Origin of the sequence: Candidatus Lernaella stagnicola (genome assembly GCA_030765525.1) — a bacterium.
Classification (GTDB): domain Bacteria; phylum Lernaellota; class Lernaellaia; order Lernaellales; family Lernaellaceae; genus Lernaella; species Lernaella stagnicola.
Genome location: JAVCCK010000031.1, coordinates 1 through 19,155 on the forward strand (window position 1 = coordinate 1; position 19,155 = coordinate 19,155).

At 58.0% G+C, this 19,155-nt stretch carries 18 protein-coding genes; 11 read left to right on the plus strand and 7 right to left on the minus strand.

Translation table 11 applies throughout. The features are described from left to right. From P9L99_14235 to P9L99_14260, 6 genes are all read right to left on the minus strand, one after another. Positions 1-540 (minus strand): hypothetical protein (locus P9L99_14235; protein MDP8224515.1); only part of this gene is annotated, 540 nt, incomplete at its 3' end. A gap of 340 nt (positions 541-880) precedes the next feature. Next, entirely contained in the window at positions 881-2,245 is a 1,365-nt protein-coding gene (locus P9L99_14240) for a hypothetical protein (GenBank protein MDP8224516.1), read from the minus strand. Between the two features lie 115 nt (positions 2,246-2,360). Next, positions 2,361-3,608, minus strand: coding sequence for a transcription termination factor Rho (rho, locus tag P9L99_14245; protein MDP8224517.1), 1,248 nt, complete (start codon positions 3,606-3,608; stop codon positions 2,361-2,363). Positions 3,609-4,014: 406 nt separating this feature from the next. Beyond that, positions 4,015-4,782 (minus strand): peptidoglycan editing factor PgeF, encoded by a 768-nt coding sequence (gene pgeF, locus P9L99_14250; GenBank protein ID MDP8224518.1) that lies wholly within the window; start codon positions 4,780-4,782, stop codon positions 4,015-4,017. Next, positions 4,775-5,731, minus strand: coding sequence for an RluA family pseudouridine synthase (locus tag P9L99_14255; protein MDP8224519.1), 957 nt, complete (start codon positions 5,729-5,731; stop codon positions 4,775-4,777). The genes pgeF and P9L99_14255 overlap by 8 nt, the downstream gene beginning before the upstream one ends. Positions 5,732-5,799: 68 nt before the next feature. Continuing rightward, on the minus strand, positions 5,800-7,434 hold the full coding sequence (locus P9L99_14260) for an aldehyde dehydrogenase family protein (protein MDP8224520.1): 1,635 nt from the start codon (positions 7,432-7,434) through the stop codon (positions 5,800-5,802). A gap of 199 nt (positions 7,435-7,633) precedes the next feature. Between P9L99_14260 and P9L99_14265 the strand changes: the two genes are divergently transcribed. From P9L99_14265 to P9L99_14275, 3 genes are all read left to right on the plus strand, one after another. Further along, a complete protein-coding gene (locus tag P9L99_14265) occupies positions 7,634-8,521 on the plus strand; it encodes a sugar phosphate isomerase/epimerase family protein (GenBank protein MDP8224521.1) in 888 nt (295 codons plus the stop codon). 54 nt (positions 8,522-8,575) lie between these two features. Continuing rightward, positions 8,576-10,606, plus strand: a complete 2,031-nt coding sequence (locus P9L99_14270; GenBank protein ID MDP8224522.1) for an ankyrin repeat domain-containing protein — start codon at positions 8,576-8,578, stop codon at positions 10,604-10,606. 652 nt (positions 10,607-11,258) lie between these two features. After that, positions 11,259-11,957, plus strand: coding sequence for a helix-turn-helix transcriptional regulator (locus P9L99_14275; protein ID MDP8224523.1), 699 nt, complete (start codon positions 11,259-11,261; stop codon positions 11,955-11,957). Positions 11,958-12,020: 63 nt separating this feature from the next. On the opposite strand, the gene P9L99_14280 is transcribed toward P9L99_14275, so the two are convergent. Beyond that, complete coding sequence (locus tag P9L99_14280; protein MDP8224524.1) at positions 12,021-12,746, minus strand: hypothetical protein; 726 nt, start codon at positions 12,744-12,746, stop codon at positions 12,021-12,023. 338 nt (positions 12,747-13,084) lie between these two features. On the opposite strand from P9L99_14280, the gene flgF reads away from it, so the two are divergent. From flgF to flgN, 8 genes are all read left to right on the plus strand, one after another. After that, positions 13,085-13,834 carry a flagellar basal-body rod protein FlgF gene (gene flgF / locus P9L99_14285; GenBank protein MDP8224525.1) on the plus strand — a complete coding sequence of 250 codons (750 nt, stop codon included), beginning with the start codon at positions 13,085-13,087 and terminating at the stop codon, positions 13,832-13,834. Positions 13,835-13,858: 24 nt separating this feature from the next. Then, positions 13,859-14,647, plus strand: coding sequence for a flagellar basal-body rod protein FlgG (gene flgG, locus P9L99_14290; protein MDP8224526.1), 789 nt, complete (start codon positions 13,859-13,861; stop codon positions 14,645-14,647). Positions 14,648-14,657: 10 nt separating this feature from the next. Continuing rightward, entirely contained in the window at positions 14,658-15,602 is a 945-nt protein-coding gene (gene flgA / locus P9L99_14295) for a flagellar basal body P-ring formation chaperone FlgA (GenBank protein MDP8224527.1), read from the plus strand. Between the two features lie 12 nt (positions 15,603-15,614). Then, the gene (locus P9L99_14300; GenBank protein ID MDP8224528.1) at positions 15,615-16,502 is read left to right on the plus strand and encodes a flagellar basal body L-ring protein FlgH; all 888 of its coding nucleotides are present in this window, start codon (positions 15,615-15,617) and stop codon (positions 16,500-16,502) included. A 10-nt stretch (positions 16,503-16,512) separates the two neighbouring features. Then, a complete protein-coding gene (locus tag P9L99_14305) occupies positions 16,513-17,610 on the plus strand; it encodes a flagellar basal body P-ring protein FlgI (GenBank protein ID MDP8224529.1) in 1,098 nt (365 codons plus the stop codon). Positions 17,611-17,620: 10 nt separating this feature from the next. After that, complete coding sequence (locus P9L99_14310; GenBank protein ID MDP8224530.1) at positions 17,621-18,067, plus strand: rod-binding protein; 447 nt, start codon at positions 17,621-17,623, stop codon at positions 18,065-18,067. Positions 18,068-18,281: 214 nt separating this feature from the next. After that, a complete protein-coding gene (gene flgM, locus P9L99_14315; GenBank protein MDP8224531.1) occupies positions 18,282-18,590 on the plus strand; it encodes a flagellar biosynthesis anti-sigma factor FlgM in 309 nt (102 codons plus the stop codon). 67 nt (positions 18,591-18,657) lie between these two features. Further along, a complete protein-coding gene (flgN, locus tag P9L99_14320; protein ID MDP8224532.1) occupies positions 18,658-19,155 on the plus strand; it encodes a flagellar export chaperone FlgN in 498 nt (165 codons plus the stop codon).

Sequence of the window (19,155 nt, forward strand, 5' to 3'; positions counted from 1 at the left end):
GGCGACCTTGCCGAGGGTCACAGCGCGCTCGCGCACGTCGCCGATTTTTTCGTAGACGGGCAACTCTTCTTCTTGGCGGATGCGCAAGGCCTCGTCGAGTTCGCCGCGTCGGTAGAGGATGTCGGCGACCTTGCCGAGGGTCACGGCGCGCGAGCGCACGTCGCCGAGTTCGTTACATAAGGGACCCACGACGCTACGTAAAAGGTTCAACGCGGCGGTCCAATCACCACGTAATCGGTATGCGTCCGAGGCTTTCGACAATAATTCAATACGCAGTTTTTTCTCTTCGTCGTGTTTTGAATCGCGAAACACTTCGGCAAGTTCGATATAATAATTGGGGGATTCCAATTCATGTTGGTAGGGGTTACGATCGAACCGGCGGTAGCTATCGTCGGACAACCCAGCGTCGGGCGGGGGGTCGGGAAAAAGAAAAACGTGGGAACGCACGGACCATAGGTCCGGCGAAACGCCGGCACACAATTCGGCTAACCACGGCGGGCCGGTCAACAAGATCGCATGAGGAACGCCTTGTATCAACATGTTCCGGCGCTCGTTGAGTAAACGCAGAGCGACTTGCCAACCGGCACGTAGTTCGTCCGCGTATCCGTGCGCCGTTACAATGAGCGCCTGCCTCGGCGAAAATTCGTCGCTGGTGACAATAAGGTCTTCCACTAGTTGTTTTAGCTTTGACGGAAGGTCGTATTCCAGGATACGAGCGGGCAAAGTTTCTTGCTTCGATGTCGCAAGGCGTCGGAGGACTTCGTCACGAACGAGACGATTTTCCGAGAGTATCAGGAATAGTTCAAACTTATCGCCGAGTTCAAGCGCCGAGGTGAGTAAGTCAAACTGTTCCTCGCCCTTGGGTCCGAGCGCTACAGGTTCACTCTTTTTCGCTGGACTCATGGGCAGCCTGTGTGAGGCGTTTCAATCGTTGGAAACGTTGAGATTTGTATTTGATAAGCGGGTGCAGGTCGTACCATGGGTGTCCGTTATGGTAACAAAGTAGGAAATGATTATCGAACCAACCGGCGGGACGGTCCACGTCTATCCGCCCCGGCGGCACGTCGTGAGTTTCTTCCACAGTGAGAAGGTCCTCGACGTCATCCTGGTAAAGCGAAGTGTCATATAGTTGGGCCAACGCCTCGATCTCGATTTCCAAACAGTCTTTGGTTTTTTCAACCGACAACGGCAATGCATCTTCGTTGTAGTTGATACGCGTCAAAATCGCTCGCGCGAGGCGTAACAAATCGCGTACATATCCCCCCGAAAAAACCGCCACTTCACGTAAGACTTCGCCTGATTGCTCGCCGAAAATTGCATTGATGTCAAAGCGCTTCGCCAGGATCTCGATCATCTTGTTGATTCCACTGTCGTTTTCGCGACGATCGTTTTCCGGCTCGCAAACCTTCACCATGGGCAAGGTTATCGGTTCGCCGAGTTTGCTGCCTATCGATCTCCAGGTCTCCACGAAGCGTAGCCATGGCGGAATCGTGTAAACGGTGTGGCACGGCAGCAGTAAGTCGTCAGCGTGGAGTTTGAAGAGATTGATGACACTCGTACGCGCTTCCGGCGTGCCCACGTCGCCTAACTTCTCTAAGTTATCCAACACGATCACTAAACCATGCTTTGTCGGGAATTTCTTCTTATACGTGGCTACAGCTTCGACAATAAACTCGCGACACTTTTTAATGACCATAGGTTGCTTTTGTTGTTCGTGAATATGCCGCTGCAGGCTTTGTCGGAACGAAAGGTTCTTTTTGATTTCCGCGTTCAGACTAATTCCGGCCGGCAACGAAAAGCCGACTTCTCTGATTTCGATTTCGGTTTGCAGCGTCGCGAAAATACGATCTAAAATCGAAGAACCCGTGTCCGATGAGGGACTGATTTTTTGGTCTATCGCCCCAGCGATGCTTAGCATCACTTCGTAAGGCGCCACCGGAATCTGCAGATTCAGGAATTCTTCGAGGTCGACATAAGCAGGCGTAAAATCCTTTTCTTGCAGGGTATGAACCAAGCCTCTTAGCGCCGTGCTCTTGCCGCTTCCGCGGAAGCCGGAAAAAAGAATGCGCGCGAAATCCTCACCTATTTGCGCCGTTTCGATGCGGTTGAAAAGAAGCCGACCCGTACGGTCACGACCACGCACGCCTTTTTCGTCGAGGTCGACCCATCGGGGGTCGGTTGGCTCCAAAGGCTCTTCGGGATGGCAATTCTTATACGCTCTAGCGATGAGTTCTTTGTCAGTCATGCGGCATCCCTTTGATATTTCCCTGTTTCTCATACCTATTTTGGCACGAAAGGGCAATACCGAACAGAGACCCTGGTAGGGCCGCCGGTGAAGGAAGATTCCTCAAAAGCCGGGCTTACTGGTTCATCAGCTCCATGAACGCGCCGTTGGACGTCGTGCCGTTCATCTTGTCGAGCAGGAACTCCATGCTGTCGATCGTGTTGAGCGGGCTGAGCACGCGGCGCAGCATCCACACGCGTTGCAGCGTGGCGTCATCCAGCAGCAGCTCTTCCTTACGGGTGCCGCTGCGGTTGATGTCGATGGCCGGGAAGATGCGGCGGTCGGCCAGCTTGCGATCCAGGTGGATCTCCATGTTGCCGGTGCCCTTGAACTCTTCGTAAATGACTTCATCCATGCGGCTGCCGGTGTCGACCAGGGCCGTGGCGATAATCGTCAGGCTGCCGCCTTCTTCGATGTTGCGCGCGGCGCCGAAAAAGCGCTTCGGTTTGTGCAGCGCGTTGGCGTCGACACCACCGGAAAGGATTTTGCCGGAGTGCGGCACGACGGTATTGTAGGCGCGGGCCAGGCGCGTGATGGAATCGAGCAAAATCACCACGTCGCGCTTGTGCTCGACAAGGCGCTTGGCTTTTTCGATGACCATCTCCGCGACCTGCACGTGGCGCGTGGCCGGCTCGTCGAAGGTCGAGGAAATCACTTCGCCGCGCACGCTGCGCATCATGTCGGTGACTTCTTCGGGCCGCTCGTCGATGAGCAGCACGATCAGCACGACATCTTTTTCGTTGTGCGCGATGGAGTTGGCGATGGCCTGCAGAATCATCGTCTTACCGGCCTTGGGCGGCGAAACGACCAATCCGCGCTGGCCTTTGCCGATGGGGCAAACCAGATCCATGATGCGCATCGAGTAGTTGTCCTCTTCGGTTTCCAGGACCAACTGCTCCATCGGATACAGCGGGGTCAGGTTGTCGAAGAGAATCTTATAGCGGGCTTGATCCGGATCTTCGTGGTTGATCGCTTCGACTTTCAGCAACGCAAAGTAACGCTCGCCTTCCTTCGGCGGGCGGATCTGGCCGCTGATGGTGTCGCCGGTGCGCAGGTTGAAGCGCCGAATTTGACTCGGGCTGACGTAGATATCGTCCGGCCCCGGCAAGTAGTTGTAATCGGGAGCGCGCAAGAAACCGAAGCCGTCAGGCAAAATCTCCAGGACGCCTTCGCCGTAGATCATCCCGTTGCGTTCGGTGTGAGCCTGCAGCAGGGCGAAAATGAGATCTTGTTTGCGTAAGCCGGTCGCGCCTTCGACATTAAGCTCGCGTGCGAGTTTAAGCAGGTCTGAAATTTTCTTCTTTTTCAGCGCCTTGATGTTAATCTGCTCGGTTTCACCAGCAGGTTTTGCGGCTTTTTTCTTGGCCGCCGGCTTTCCCTTGGCATCTTTCTCGGCTTCGATGGTCTCATCTAATTTTTCTTGCAAGTCCGGACCATCTTCGAACACATCGTCAGGCATCGATCAACTCCATTTTGGCTTTGACACCGGCAAAATCATAGTCGTAGGCGTCATTTAAGATTGTTTATCGATCCCCCAATCAGGATCGAAGAGCTCAGTGGGCTCAATTGAAATTAAAGGAACGTGTTCTTATATTTTCTTCCAAGTCGTTCGGTGAAAAACGGGAACACGAATCACAGTTAGGCTTGCTCGTAAAGAAAGCATGTTATTTGCCCATAGCTTTGTCAAGCATTTTTTTTCCTGTTCCCATTTTCGCGACACACTCCTTTAATCAGCCGCCGGGGACGACGATCGCCGAAAGCTGTCGACCCGTTTGTCCGCCGTCTCGGCGGTGGGAAAACAATCGCTCGTCGAAGGTCGTCGGACCGACGATTTCGATCGATTGACTTACCAAGCCCGCGTGAAGCAGGTCCTTGACGGCCATCAAACGCAAATCCATGTGCGGCTTGCGGCGCCGATCGGGCCAAATCACCGCCGTTAGATCGAAGCGCTCGTGCAAGAACGCCAGCGCCAGGTCACGGTTGACTTCATAGTTTTTGGGACCGATCGCCGGACCCACGGCCGCGGCCACGTCACCAGGCTCCAAGGAAAACGCCCGCGTCAAGCGTTCGACCGTTTCGCCGATGATCCCTGCCAACAAACTGCGCCAACCGGCATGGATCACGCCGGCGGCTCGCCCGTCCACCGCACCGATCAAAATCGGTACACAATCGGCCGTCAACACGCCTATCGCCTGGCCCGGAACGCCGGTTACGACCGCGTCGCCTTCCGAACCACGCACCACGGCAGGTTCTTTGTGCGTGAGTTGGCGAACCCGCTTGCCGTGAACCTGCGCGGGCAGGTACAGCGAGTCTGTTTCCAGAGCGGCCAACACCCGGCGTTCGTTTTCGGCCAGGTGATCCGGATGCCCCTCCTCCCGGGCGCTCAAGTTCAGCGAGCGAAAGTGTCCCTCGCTGACGCCGCCTTCGCGACCGAAGAACCGGGCACGATAACCGGCCGATTCCAATAGAGCGCTTCGCCAAAAGGGAAGGTCAGGCATTGCTTTTCTCCACGATCTCCAAGATAGCGGCCAGATCGCCGGGGATCGGCGCGGTGAACTCAACATAAGCACGACGGGCCGGATGTTCAAAACCCAACTCGCGGGCATGCAAAGCCGGCCGCCGCAGAGCTTGGCACGCCGCGCGCAATTCCGGATCGGTCAACCGATGGAGCGGCCGCACGCCGCCGTATAAGTCGTCGCCGACCAGCGGCCAACCACTTTCCGCGCAATGGACGCGAATTTGGTGCGTGCGTCCGGTCAACAGAGTGCATGTCAACGCCGAGACCTCGCCGGTGCTCGATTCGACTCGGTAGAGCGTCGTCGCCGATTTGCCCTTGACGGTCACGCTGCTCATCTTCTTGCGGTTGGTGACGTGACGCCCGATGGCGTTTTCCATGCGGCCTTCGATATCCCGCGGTCGACCGGTTACCAGCGCCAGGTACTTTTTCGTTACGGTTCGTTGCGCAAACTGGCGCTGCAAGTCCTGCATGGCCGGGCCGGTCTTCGCCACCACCAGCAAGCCGCTCGTGCCCTTATCCAAGCGGTGCACGATGCCCGGTCGGTCCTCGCCGGCGGCGTCGGCCAGCGCCGGAACGTGATGCAGCAGCGCATTGACCAGCGTGCCGTCCGGATTACCCGCCGCGGGATGCACGACCATTCCCGGCGCCTTGTTGACGACCAGGAGATGCTCATCTTCAAACACGATGTCCAGGTCTAACGCCTGCGGACGCAAACCCGACGCGGGCGGCGGTGGAATATCGGCGACCAGTCGCTGACCCGGCCGTACCGTGGTGGCCGGTTTCGCCGGGTGACCGTCGAGAGTGATGTGTCCCTCTTTGATCAATTGACCGGCGCGGCTGCGGGTCAAATCCTGCACGAGGGAGGCTGCCGCCTGGTCCAGCCGCACGCCTGCCATGTCCGTTGGAATAATCGTTTCATACTTTTGCATAGCCGGTATTCTGCGCAAATCCGGCGCGTAATAAAAGGCGGCATCGAATATCTACACGGGAAAGCCGACTACAGCTTTTTTCTCAACGGCAAATGTCGCAGCGCCTTCAGCCAGGAGCGGGCGACCTGCCGGCCGGAAAGAGCCTTCACCAACGCCGAGAAGGTCTCGCGCACCTGGCCGTTGTATGGATACCACCACGGCTTTTTTATCCACGGCACGAAGTCGGAGGAAATGTGCACCGTGCGCACCATTTCAAACAGTCCCTCGCGACCGTGGGTCTTGCCGGCGCCTGATTCCCCGAAGCCACCCCACGGCGTTTCGGCCAGGGCGTAGGTGTAGAGACTGTCGTTGATGGTTACCGTTCCCGCCTCGAGTTGTTCGGCGACCTGGCGCGCGCGACGCCGGTTGCCGCTCCAGACGCTGGCCGACAGGGCGAAGGTCGAATCGTTCGCCATGTTGATGGCTTCTTCCTGTGAATCGAAGAGTACGATCGGCAACACCGGACCGAAGTTTTCTTCCTGCATGATCGGCATGTCTTGGGTGACGTTGGTCAAAATCGTCGGGGCGTAGAAGTCGCCGCAACAGTCCTCGACGATGTGTCCGCCGATTTGTACATGGGCTCCTTCCGCCACGGCTTGCCGCACTTGGCGGTCGATTTGCATGAGTTGGCTACGGCTGGTGATCGCGCCGATATCGACATCGAAATCGTGGTCGGCGCCGACGCGCAATTGCCCCGCTTTTTTCACGATCATCCGCACAAAATCGCGGTAGATAGGTCGCTCGACGTACACGCGTTCAATCCCGGCGCAAGTTTGACCCGCGTTGGCCATCGCCCCCCACAGGATGCCACTGGTCGTCGCGTCGAGATCGCAGTCGGCCAGCACCACCGCCGGGTCTTTACCGCCCAGTTCGAGCGTGATGGGTAGCAGACGCTCAGCCGCCAGCATGGCCAGGTGACGACCGATCGGCACGCTACCGGTGAAGATCAGGCGGTCAACCGGTTCCTCGATCAATACTTCACCAAGCTTGCCCGGTCCTTGAATAATCTGTACGACATCCTCGGGCAGGCCCGTCGATTCCCAAATTTCACGGATCATCTCGCCGATCAGGGGCACCGAACTGCTGGGTTTCATCACCACGACGTTGCCCGCGATGAGGGCCATGGCGATTTGTGTCATGGGAATGCCGAAAGGGTAGTTCCACGGCGAAATAATGCCCACCACACCCCAAGGCACGTAGCGCAACCTGCTGGATTTTCCCAACAGGTTCCAAAACGGCATCGTCACACCGTGTCCGCTCAGTATTTTGGGCGCCTGACGCGCGAAATGCGCGTTGTGGTAGATCACCGGCAAGATGTCGGAACTTTCGGCCTCGACGCGCGGCTTGCCGTTCTCCCGTGAAATCAGCGAGGAGATTTCATCCAACCTATCGCTGATGATCTCGTTGGCCCGCCGCAAGTATTGCGCTCGCTCTTCGAACGAGGTTCGCGCCCACTTTTTCGCCGCCCACCTCGCTCGACGTACCGCTTCGTGTCCTTCGTCCCGTGAAGTGACGGCCACAGTGCCCAGGTACTCGCCCGTCGCCGGATTGGTGGAGGATATCGTGAGCGGCGACTCGCTGGGCGGTTTGCTGTGGCCGTTGGTGCCCTTTCGGGTGGCCCCGACTTGTTCGCTGCGCCATTCGAGATTCGGTTGCCTTTCCATGATGGGTCTCCTGTTTTTTTCTCAATCACACCAAAGTCTTATTTTTATGCCAAACAAAACATAATGAGCCAAAGCCAGTGCGTCAATTTTCATTTTCAGCGACCGTGTCGCTTTCGTTCGGCCCCGGCGGTCGCTATAAAGAAACATCCCGCGCGTTGGGCGGGATTCCGAGACAAGGAAAGGGTTAGCGGCGATGGACATGAGCTTGAGCACCATGTTGATTTCCGGCTCGTTCGGGAAAATCGAAAAGTGGCATATTGCCGCGCTGGCCGAACACGGTTTCGCGCGCTTGGAGATCGGCGAGGGCGACGATCACTTCGACTGGTACAGCCCGTCTGCCGTGGCGGAGTTAAGCAGGTGGCTCGACGAATTCGGCGTCCGCGCCCACACCTTGCATCTGCCCTTTCGCACCGGCCGGGGCACGCCGCAGTTCCATTACCTGAGCCTTTCCGAGCCGTACGAAGCGTGGCGGCGCGAGGCGATCGACGCCAAGGTGCACCTTAGTCGCGTAGCCGCCGATCTGGGTTGCCCGCTGGTTGTCGAGCACGGTCCCGGCGACGAGTACGACGAACCCAACGGCAACGGCAGCATCGCCCCGCTGGATGTTTATCGACGTTTTACGATCGACCAAGCGCGTGATACGTACCGGCGTTCGCTGGAAGAATACTGGGAACGAACCCGCGAATTCGGTTTGCGTGTGGCGCTGGAAAACGTGATGACGCGCGCCTCGACCGTTACCGACCTACTGGCTTTTTGTCGTGAGTTCGACCAAGAGCGTTTCGGCATTTGCGTGGATATCGGTCACGCTCATGTTGATGGCGACGTGCTTGGCGAACTAACGAAAGCCGGTTCGAGTTTGGTTGCGGTACACATGCACGACAACGACGGCAGCGACGACCAGCACTTGGTACCGGGCGAAGGCAGCGTCGATTGGCCCGGTGTCATGCGGCACTTGAAAGCCTCGCCGTGGCTGCACGCCGTCACATTGGAGGTCGCATATCACGATTCGGAGTGCACCGAGGTTGCGTTTCGGCGCGTCTTGCGACGCTTGCGGGACGCGGCGTCGTTTCTGAGCAACTTGCAATAAATGACGCCGCATGCGAGAAAAACGGCGTTGTCCGGCAATCGTAGGGAGACTCATATGCGTACCATCAGGCCGCTTCTGTTTATCCTGATGCTCGCGGGATGCGTGCTTTGCGCGACCGCCTGTGAGCGGATGATTCCCCTGTCCGACGCGATGCAGTCTCTGGACCCCATGGCCGTACAAACCGCCTTGAACCAAGGCTCGAACCCCAATCAAATCAACGAAACCGGAGCGCCCTTTCTCGTCGTCGCGGCGCGTGAGGCGCAACCGGAAATCCTCGCCATGTTGCTGGGAGCCGGGGCCGAGCCCGACGCCGTCGCCCCGGACGAAGAAACCGCGCTGGTGGCGGCCGTCAAGCAAAATGACGCTGCAAGTATCGAAGCCCTGGCGGCCTACGGCGCCGACGTCAACCGCGAAACCGCCACGGTTCGCCCGCTCGGCGCGGCAGCTCGGCTTGGGAATTACTCCGCCGCCGAGGCGCTTATCACAGCCGGCGCCGGCATACCGCGTCGCTTCAGCAGGACTCACCCGCTTTGTCTGGCTGCCGAAAGTGGTCACGTGGGCATCGCCAAGTTGCTGCTTTCGCACGGCGCCGATCCCAAACACGCTTGCGTGGCGATCGCCGCCCGTAAAGGCCACCTCGACTATATTCGCGAAATGGTGGCCGCAGGCGCGTCTCCTGACCTCACTATCGGCGATGAAGACGCGGCGCTCGTGGCTGCGGCACGCCGGGGTGACGGGGACCAAATCGACTTCCTGCTGGCTATCGGCGCCGACCCCAACGTTCCCGCCCGCCTTTTTCCGGACATAGATTTGTGGGGAACGCCCCTGCATGTTGCGGCGTGGCGTGGCGATATTGATTCGATCGACGCGTTGATCGACGCCGGCGCGAACCCCAATAGCGCGGGTAAATCCGGCGTGTTCCCGCTTTCGACGGCCGCCGATGTCGATACGGCACAGAAACTGATCACCGGCGGAGCCGTGGCGCGCTATTTCAGCCCGGAGACGGATTCCGCCGTCGATCGCGATGCCGGCCGCGAGCCGATGCATTCCATTTTTTCGGCCGAAGTTGCCGATTTCCTCGTTCGTGGGCACGGCGCGGTGATCGACACCCTCTCAGCCGTGCAGCAAGCCTCGCCGTTGCTGTTGGCGTTGCGCGACTACTACACACGCTTTGCCGACAACGAGGATCTGCGACAAAGGCGTTTGGCAGTCGCTCAGTACTTGATCGGCGAGCACGCTGATTTGTTAGCCGTGGCCGCCGACGGCCATTCGCCGCTGGGCGTTATTTTCGACCATGCTGATGAGGCGATGATCGATTTCCTCAAGCAGAAACGGCGGGAAGGGTGGCTGCATTTCGGCGCCGACCCACTCGGTCGCACCGGCCCGCTTCACCTGTGCGCCAAGAGCGGCGATCTGGAAAACGTAAAGACGCTGGTACAGTTGGGTGTGGATATGAATCGTGCCGATTGGCACGGTTACAACGTGCTGGGATACGCCGAGGCAGAAGGCCATAAAGACGTCGCCGAGTTTCTGCGAGCCAGCGGTGCGATTCCGGTTACCCGCGAAAGAATCTGCGGCGTAGTGGCTGCGTCCAACTTGATCAGGCTGACCCGGTTGTTGGCGTTAACGCCCAACTTCAACCCTGTTTATTGCCAGGGACGAACCCTGCTGGGCGAGGCCGTCGACCGGGACAACCAAGCGCTGGTTCGCCTGTTGCTGGAGTTGGGCGCGGATCCCAACCACCTGGCCGCGTCGGCCGAGACCGCCGATAACCCGCAAGAAAATCCCTTCGCGCTCATGGTGGAAAAAGGCGCCGAAACCGGCTTGATTCGCCTCGCCGTGAATCGCGGCGCCGATATCAGCCATTTGGGGTGGGGCACTGACGCGACGTTGCTGCATATGGCGGCTAAGTCGGGACAGGTCGATACCGTGCGATTCTTCATCGAACTGGGCTTGCCGGTAAACGCCAAAACCAGCGACGATAAGACGCCGATGGACTACGCTGTCGCCAACGCGGTACGCCAGGAACTTGCTCTGCACGGCGGCCGTTCCGGCGCCGATCTGCAATCCGAATCGATCGAATAGAGAACAAACCCGTACCAACCAAGTTTCCGCACGTACGAAGATGTGGGCCACTTCGCGGCAAACTGAATTACCGATAACGGACAGAGACGGCCTCGACGACTCACGAAATAGTGAAAAACGTGATGTAGTAGGGAATACCGAAATCGGGCGGAAAGTATGCTCTCGGTGCCATAGTTAATTAGCAAACAGTACTATTAACATATTGTCGTTTGTTGTTATTCGTGTTGATAAAGGTTCCTAAATTTGATTCAACCGGCATAAATAACAGGTTTTTATTTGATAATAATAATTTGCAGGAAACACGGGAACAATGCACAAGGGGCTTGAAGGCGGGTGTGCAAATGAGTATAGTTCACTTGGATTCAAGGTAGCTTGAAGAAAAACAACAGACAATTGGAAATGTTGCATGTAGCATAATATAGGTGGCGATGGATCGCTAGAACGAGAAAATCATCAAACCTTGGCTTCGGTATAAAACCGAAGCAGAGAGGTTGGAAAACCTGACCATTGGGGATAGGAATTTAGGGAGGAGTCAGAGGTTGTTTCCAATCCAGGAGCATCAGCTACTTTCCCGGATCATCAACCTACCGCCGCGAGTCCGACACCCTAGATTGCAACATCTCGGAACCGGCGCAACGCAAGCGGAGACGTTATGAAGAACAAAGAGTTTAGCGAAAGGGTCCGGCAACTCGTCAAAGAGTACGCGAACGGCGTATATTCTCGCTTTGGTCGTATGGTGGGCGTCGCCCAACCAACGATCAAACGCTACCTCGAAGGTGATGCGCTACCGAACTTCCAGGTCATTAAGAAAATCTGCAATACATGCGGCATTACGCCGAACTGGCTCGTATACGGATGGGAACCCAAATACCGCGAAGCCGAGTCCTACATGCACAAAGGCTTCCGGATCGTCATTGGCGAGGACGTTCCGTCCGCTTACGACGCCGAGTTCAAAGCCATTCCGTTGTTGACGCCCGCTGCGTGGGCCAATCCGCGCGCCAAAGGGCCGGTCGTCAATGAAGAAACCTGCACCGAATATATGCTCGCGCCCAATTGGCCCGACGCCGATTACGTCGCGATTCGCATGCCCGACGCCGGGATGCGGGGCGAAATCGAAAAAGGTGATCTGATCCTCATGAACCTCAAGGTGCCCAAGCGTTTGACGCCGCGCACCCTGTTGGTCATCAAGCATGGCGATGTTGTCACCATTCGTCGCCCGCTGGGGACGGTCCTGTATTCGAACGATCCTTCCCGCTTTCCGCCGGTCGAAATCAAGAACGTCAAGGTTCTTGGCCTCGTTACCGAAGCGCGCCGCCGCGTGGAAACCGAACGGAAGATCAAGAAGCTCTAACGGAAGATCAAAAAGTTCTCGAAGAAAACGCCCCCGGTCATTGTGGCCGGGGGTTTTGTGTTTCTACTGACCGTGGCACACCAGACACTGCGCCTTCTCCTGCCATTGCTTGTCGTGCTGGTCCTGATGACATTTCAAGCAATCCAGCGCCCATAAATGCCCACCCATAAAGGGATCGTTTTGCCAAGTGCCCTTTTTGTGACAGGCCGTGCATTGGTCGTTTGAATACTGGTGGTTGTGAGGTTCTCGCGGCGTCACGCCCAGGAAGTTCGTGTCGTGGCAGAAATAGCAGTACCAGCTACTCTTATGGTTTTTCGGGTACGTCGGCGGCGCGACGGAGTCGTCGTTGTCGTCATCATCGTTGTCGTCATCGTCATCGTCATCATCATCATCGGCGTCGTCATCGTTGTCGTCGTCGTCATCGGTCGCGTCGTCGTCGGTTGCGTCGTCATCGTCATCGCCGGGGGCAGTGGGGTCGACGCAGCAACTATCGTCGCACACGTAACCGGGGCCCAACTCCGCGAAGCAATCGGCGTTGGTTTCGCAGGTAACATCGCAATCGGTCGCCACGCAACAACCATTTTTGCAAATTGTGCCCTCGCCGAGTTGCGCGACGCAATCCGCGTTGTCTTCGCATGTAATGCATTCCGAGTCGGGATTTTCGTCGTCCTCGGAATTATCCCGAGGCAGGGTTGCGCCTTCCTCACTGGACGAGCAAGCGAACATCAGCGCCAAACCGCAGAGCGCGACGATCAGGGTAGACGCAATCAAGGTCTTCGACAGGGTCATGGAAAGGTTCCTCTGACAGTACGGGCAACGGCCCGGTAATTTTCACGCCGCAATTCTAGCAACTCGGACGACAATGTGAAATATCCAATCGCCGGCGCGGCGAATTGTGTTTGCGTCGCAACGCCGGGGATCGGCCCCACCACCCGCGGCCATCGGCCGCCCATCGACGCGGCGGCAACCCTTGCCACCCCGGGGGCGGCAAAAAGCGCCGGGGCAGAGCGTTTTCGGTGTGCTTTGGGAACTGTAAAACAAGCCAAAATCAATTGGTTAGGAAAAGTGCGACGGCTTGGCACCGTCCTTGCTCCGAACCCAGGTAAGCCCGAGTGAGGAGTGTGCCAATGCAAAACACGATCTGGAACGCCGTAGCCGGCAGCCTTTACGAGATGAAGCGTCTCGACGTAATCGCCAACAATCTGGCCAACGCCGACACCAATGGATACAAGGCCGATACGCTGAGTTTCAACGCCTACCTCGCGCAGATTCAACAGAAGCGGTTCACCGGCGACCGCCGGCAAATGCACAGCATTCAGGACCAGATGCAAACTCACACTCAATTTGCGACGGGCGCGTTGAAGGTCACCGGAAACCAACTCGACGTCGCCATCGCCGGCGACGGCTTTTTTACGATCGACACCCCCGACGGCACCATGTACACCCGCGCCGGGAACTTCCAACTCGACGCTGAAGGGCAACTAGTGACCACGGAGGGGAACATTGTCGTGGGCGACACCGGCCCGCTGCAGCTCCAGGACGGTTTGGCCGTGGACTTGGTCTTCGACGAGTACGGTCTGCTGTATCAGGCGGGCGAGGAAATCGGCCGGCTGCAAATTGCCCACATCGAGAATCCCGAAACCCTGGAGAAAGCCGGCGGCAAGCTGTTTCGCCCCACGCAATTAACCCGCGCCACGCCGATGGAAACACCGGATGTTCGCCAAGGGGTGGTCGAGGGAAGCAACGTCAATTTGGTTCACGAAGTTGTCGGGATCGTTCAAGCCGGACGGTCTTTTGAAGCATACCAACGGGTGATCATGCTGGTCGACCAACTCAACCAGCGCGCCACCCAACAACTCGGCCAGATGCCGAGCTAACGCGGCCCGAAGGAGGATACGATTATGATGCGCGCTCTTTGGTCTTCGGCGACCGGGATGGAAGCCCAACAACTGAAAATCGACGTCATTTCCAATAACCTGGCCAACGTTAACACGCCGGGTTACAAGCGCAGCCGCGTCGACTTCCAGGATCTGCTTTATCAGACCCAAAAAGCGCCCGGTTCGCTTACCGCCGCCGGCACCGCCGGTCCGGGCGGCGTACAGGTTGGTCTCGGCGTTCGTACCGGCGGCCTCCAAAAAATTCATACTGAAGGCGATTTCCAGCAGACCCAAAACAACTTGGATATCGCGGTCGAGGGCGACGGTTTCTTCCAAGTGCTGCTGCCCAACGGCGAACTCGCCTACAGCCGCGCTGGCAACTTCCGTTTGAATTCGGAGGGTACCGTGGTCACTCCCGACGGGTACGTGCTCCAACCGGAAATCTCGATTCCCGCCGAAGCCACCGACATCACGATCGCGCCGGACGGCACTGTGAGCGTAACGCAGACCGGCGAGGCGACATCCGAGGAAGTGGGCCAGATTCAAGTCGCCCGCTTCGCCAATCCCGCCGGTTTGCGGGCCATGGGCCGCAACGTGCACTTGGAGAGCGGCGCGTCGGGCACGCCGGAGTTGGGTACTCCCGGCGAAAACGGCCTTGGCACTCTCGCCCAGGGTTTCTTGGAAATGAGCAACGTCAATCTTGTGGAGGAGATGGTCAACATGATCAGTGCTCAGCGCGCTTACGAAACCAGTTCGCGCGTCATCTCCACAGCGGACGAAATGCTGCAAGCGGCCACCCGAGTGATTGGATAAGGGTGACGGAATGATCAAACGCCTGCTCATCGTGGTTCTCGTGTCGCTGGCGGCGGCAAGCCTCGCTTGGTCCGAGGCGGACGCGCCGATGGTGCCCGAGACCGTTACCGTGCGCGGCGAGCAGATTACCCTGGCGCATCTGGTGCAGGCGGCGGGCGTCACGGCAGGTGACCATCTTCGTCGTGTCGTGCTGATGAAATCGCCCCATCCCGGGCAGTCCCGCACGCTCAGCGGCGCTTACGTCAAACAAAAACTGGCAGACGCAGGCCTCGACTACATCGCCACGCCGCCGCGCATCCGCGTTGAGCGGCCCGGCTTCCGAATCGACCCGGCAACCGGCCGCGAAGTCGTGATCGAACACATCCGCTCCCGCGCACCGTGGCCCGCCGATCGGTACGACATAGAAATCGTGCGCGACCATATGCCGCTTACCGCTGAGCCCGGTCACGTGGCGGCGCGGATCTATCACAGCCCCAGTGACAACCTCGCCGGCACGCATACTTACGTCGTGGAATACCGCGTCGATGGTCACCCGGCCGGGCGGGGGTCGTTCACCGTGCGGGTGCATGTGCAGGCGACGGTCTACGTTGCGGCGCACCAACTAAACCGGGGTGTGTTGCTTTCCGATCGCGACCTGGTGCCCAAGCGGGTCGACCTGGCCGATATCCGGGCCTTGCCGGAAACCGATAGGAGCAAGCTCCTGGGCGCGCGGATTCGACACACGATCCGCGAGGGAGAAATCGTTACCGAAGCGGCGCTCGATCCGGTACCGGTCGTACGGCGCGGCGACGCCGTGGTGGTTGTCGCACGGCGTGACAAGATGGTCGTTACCGCGTTTGGCGTCGCGAAGGAAAACGGCGCGTTGGGCGAAGTGATTCGCGTTGAAAACGTACAGAGTAAGCGCGTCGTTCACGCGCGGGTTGAGAACAGCAACACCGTGGTCGTGCTGTTCTAAGGAGAGATTTCGATGGAAGAAAACCTCGTCAAAGTCGCCTTGAAAAAGGATGTTGAGGAAAACCGCAAGCCCGCCAGGCGGCCACAGGCGGGTTTGATTCATGATTGGCTCGGGGCGGGTGTGTATGACCGGACTCTCAGCCGCATGGAAGAAAAAAACCGCCGGCGTCGGGAAAGCCTCACGGGCTCGACGTTGGTGCTGGCGCTTGTGTTGCTGGCGGCGGTCTTGCTGATGGCCGGTTGCATCAGCGCCAAATCTGCGCCGCTTTCGCCGATCAACGGGTACAAAGTGGTCGATTTTACCGACAACTACATTCCCGGCCGCTCGGGCCCGGTGCGGGGCCTGGGCAGTATTTTTCCAGGCGAGCAGTTCCGCAATCCGATCAGCGATCACCGCGCGGCGTTCATCAATGACTTGGTGACCGTGTCCATCGTCGAGGACAGCTCCGCCACCGGCAAAGCGAAAACCAAAACCGGACGCGAAAGCAGTGTCGGCGCGGGTATCCAAGGATTGCTCGGTTTCGAACAAAGCTTGGCGCGCTCGCGGCCGAACATGAATCTGGACTCGCTGGTGGCCGCCAAGACGAAAAATGATTTCAACGGCACCGGCGAAACTTCGCGGGAAACGAAGGTCGTGTCCACCATGACGTGCACGGTCGTGGAATCGTACCCGAACGGGAATCTGTTGATCCGCGGCAAACGCATGATCAAGGTCAACGGCGAAGAGCAGATCATCACGCTGTCGGGAATCGCCCGCCCCGAGGATATCGACTCCACAAATTCGATCAAAAGCACGCGCATTGCCGACACCCGCATCACCTACTACGGCAAGGGCGTCGTGAGTGACAAACAGAAGCCCGGCTGGATGATGCGGGCTTTCGATAACGTCTGGCCGTTCTAGGGAGGAAGGCATGAAACGCTTGGCATGGCTCATCGCGATTTTCGTAACGGTGGCGTTTGCTGTTCCGGCGGGCGCCGCGCGTCTTAAGGATATTGCCGACTTCGGCGGAGTGCGCTCCAACCAGTTAGTCGGTTACGGATTGGTCGTCGGTCTCAACAAAACGGGTGACGGCAATTCGATGCGCTCGACCACCAACAGCATCCTCAACATGTTGACCTCCATGGGCGTCAAAGTCGAACAGCGCGACATCAAAAGCGGCAACGTCGCCGCCGTGATGGTTACCGCGACGCTGCCCCCCTTCGCCCGCCAGGGGCAAAAGCTCGACGTAACCGTGTCGTCGGTCGGCGACGCGAAAAGTCTGCAAGGCGGCACGCTCATTATGTGCCCGCTCAAAGGACCCGATAGTAGAACATACGCCGTGGCGCAGGGCGCCGTGAGTATCGGCGGCTACGCGGCGGGCGGCGGCGGCGACAGCGTAACGAAAAACCACCCGACGGCGGGTATCGTGCCGTCCGGAGCGATGGTGGAACACGAAGTCACCGTGATGCTGAACGCGTTGAAGGAAGTTACCATCGCGATGAGTAGCCAAGACTTCTCCACGGCGATGCGCGCCGCCAACGCCATCAATCAAGACCTGGGCGGCGAGGGGGCGCGCGCGGTGGACAGTCGGACGATCCGCCTCACGGTTCCGGAGGCGTACAAGGGAAACATCCCCGCGCTGATGGCACGTATCGAAAACGTCGACGTCCAGCCCGAGACAATCGCCAAGGTCATTGTCAACGAACGAACCGGCACCGTGGTGATGGGCTCGAACGTGCGCCTGTCGCCTGTGGCCATCGCCCACGGAAACATCCATGTGAAGATCGCCACGACACCGGTGATCAGCCAACCGGGAGCTCTTTCGGGCGGCCAAACCGTCGTGACACAAAACACGAACGTGGTGGTCACCGAGGACGGTGGGCAGATGTTCATGTTGCCGATACAAACTTCCATCGGCGATTTGGTCACCGCGCTCAACGCCGTGGGCGTCTCGGCGCGGGACTTGGTAGCGATATTGCAAGCAATCAAGGCTGCCGGGGCTTTACAGGCCCAACTGGAGATCATTTGAGGAACTGAAGATGAACGAGATGACGATCCTCAACGCCGACGCCATCGCCCCTCTGGTCGAGACCGGGCAGCCTGCCGCTTTGGCCGCTCGCCTCGACCACGTTGCGCAGGACCCAAGCTCCGCCGGGAAGGCGCAAAAGTTGTGGAAAGTGGCCGAGGGTTTCGAGGAAATGTTCCTTCATATGATGTTTCGCGCGATGCGAAAAACCACGATGAAACAAGGGCTTTTCGGTGACAACAACGCTACGCGCGTGTACGAATCCATGCAGGATGAGTATCTTTCTCGGGAGATGAGTCACACGCGCCAATTCGGGTTGAGCACGATGATTTACGACTGGATGGTAAACACGCGACCCGAACTGAGAGATTTGAAATCCACGACCGCCCAGGCATCCGGCGCGTATCAAAACGCGGCGGCTGTTAATGCGGCCCGAACGCAGGCAGATTTTGCCGATTAGATGATCGAGAAACGGGCAGACTTTACCCGTATAAACGCTCTGTGACAATCGGACCACAAAAGGTAAGGATGGGCCAATTTTTGATCCATTTTGGACCACTTCGCGACGGAATCCCCCCTACCATAGGAAAAAAAGTTAGGAATAATCCTAAAAAGAGCTAAAGGAATCTGGTAGGATTCCGAAACGTGATTTAGAACACAACGGGAGACCGTGGATGAAAGTCCAAAATGAAAATGTAGTTCAAATTCAAAATGCGGTGCACAAGGCTGAATCCAAGACCCAGAACCAAGCGGTTAATCCGGAACAAGCTGCGGCGACCATGCCCGAAGAGAAAGTCACTTTTTCTGAAGAGGCGGTCAGCCTGCAGCAGATCGGCGCCGATGTAAAAGCCGGCGATGAAGTGCGGATGGCTCTGGTAAACAAGATCAAGGCGGAAGTCGAGGCGGGTACTTATGAACGCCCGGCCGACAAAATCGCCGAGGCAATGATCAATACGTCCTTGATCGAATCCTTGTATCGCTAACCAAGGCGCCTCCCTTTCCTTTAGATAACCGGAGACTACCGGTTGGGTCTGGAAAGGGATGGTTCGGATGAATACCGAATACCAAAAATTAATAGCCGTACTGGGCGAGCAACTTGCCGCGTTCAGTGATCTGCGCGTGCTGCTCGAACAGGAAAAAGGCGCCATTGCGTGTTTCGACACCGAGGGTTTGGCCACGATCGTCGGTGCGAAAGTGCAGTTGCACAACCGCGTGCAGGAACTTGATTACCAGCGGCAGGAGATCGCCTCGGGCATCGCGCAGGCCCTCGGTCTCGAGGAAAAGGCTACCCTCAAACAATTGGCTGAACACGCCCCGGGGAAGCTACGGGATACTTTGCTGAAGGTCCGCCATGTGTTCGGCCAACTAGCCGACGACATGGCCGGTCGAATTCAGGATAACGGCGAGCGTATCAATCACAGTTTACGGCTCGTCATCAACCTGCGTCGCCTCATCATCCAAGAGATACAAGAGCCGCCAACGTATGAGGAAATCGTACGTGGTCCCACCGCGCACGGTCCCAGCGTGGCCGGCAGCGGGAGGATATGA

Bases quoted from the DNA above. Each gene is read 5' to 3' on its own strand.
- flgF (MDP8224525.1), top strand. From the start codon at position 13,085: ATGCAAAACACGATCTGGAACGCCGTAGCCGGCAGCCTTTACGAGATG.
- flgG (MDP8224526.1), top strand. From the start codon at position 13,859: ATGATGCGCGCTCTTTGGTCTTCGGCGACCGGGATGGAAGCCCAACAA.
- P9L99_14255 (MDP8224519.1), bottom strand. From the start codon at position 5,731: ATGCAAAAGTATGAAACGATTATTCCAACGGACATGGCAGGCGTGCGG.
- flgA (MDP8224527.1), top strand. From the start codon at position 14,658: ATGATCAAACGCCTGCTCATCGTGGTTCTCGTGTCGCTGGCGGCGGCA.
- flgM (MDP8224531.1), top strand. From the start codon at position 18,282: ATGAAAGTCCAAAATGAAAATGTAGTTCAAATTCAAAATGCGGTGCAC.
- P9L99_14300 (MDP8224528.1), top strand. From the start codon at position 15,615: ATGGAAGAAAACCTCGTCAAAGTCGCCTTGAAAAAGGATGTTGAGGAA.
- flgN (MDP8224532.1), top strand. From the start codon at position 18,658: ATGAATACCGAATACCAAAAATTAATAGCCGTACTGGGCGAGCAACTT.
- pgeF (MDP8224518.1), bottom strand. From the start codon at position 4,782: ATGCCTGACCTTCCCTTTTGGCGAAGCGCTCTATTGGAATCGGCCGGT.
- P9L99_14265 (MDP8224521.1), top strand. From the start codon at position 7,634: ATGAGCTTGAGCACCATGTTGATTTCCGGCTCGTTCGGGAAAATCGAA.
- P9L99_14270 (MDP8224522.1), top strand. From the start codon at position 8,576: ATGCGTACCATCAGGCCGCTTCTGTTTATCCTGATGCTCGCGGGATGC.
- P9L99_14240 (MDP8224516.1), bottom strand. From the start codon at position 2,245: ATGACTGACAAAGAACTCATCGCTAGAGCGTATAAGAATTGCCATCCC.
- P9L99_14280 (MDP8224524.1), bottom strand. From the start codon at position 12,746: ATGACCCTGTCGAAGACCTTGATTGCGTCTACCCTGATCGTCGCGCTC.
- P9L99_14275 (MDP8224523.1), top strand. From the start codon at position 11,259: ATGAAGAACAAAGAGTTTAGCGAAAGGGTCCGGCAACTCGTCAAAGAG.
- P9L99_14260 (MDP8224520.1), bottom strand. From the start codon at position 7,434: ATGGAAAGGCAACCGAATCTCGAATGGCGCAGCGAACAAGTCGGGGCC.
- P9L99_14310 (MDP8224530.1), top strand. From the start codon at position 17,621: ATGAACGAGATGACGATCCTCAACGCCGACGCCATCGCCCCTCTGGTC.
- P9L99_14305 (MDP8224529.1), top strand. From the start codon at position 16,513: ATGAAACGCTTGGCATGGCTCATCGCGATTTTCGTAACGGTGGCGTTT.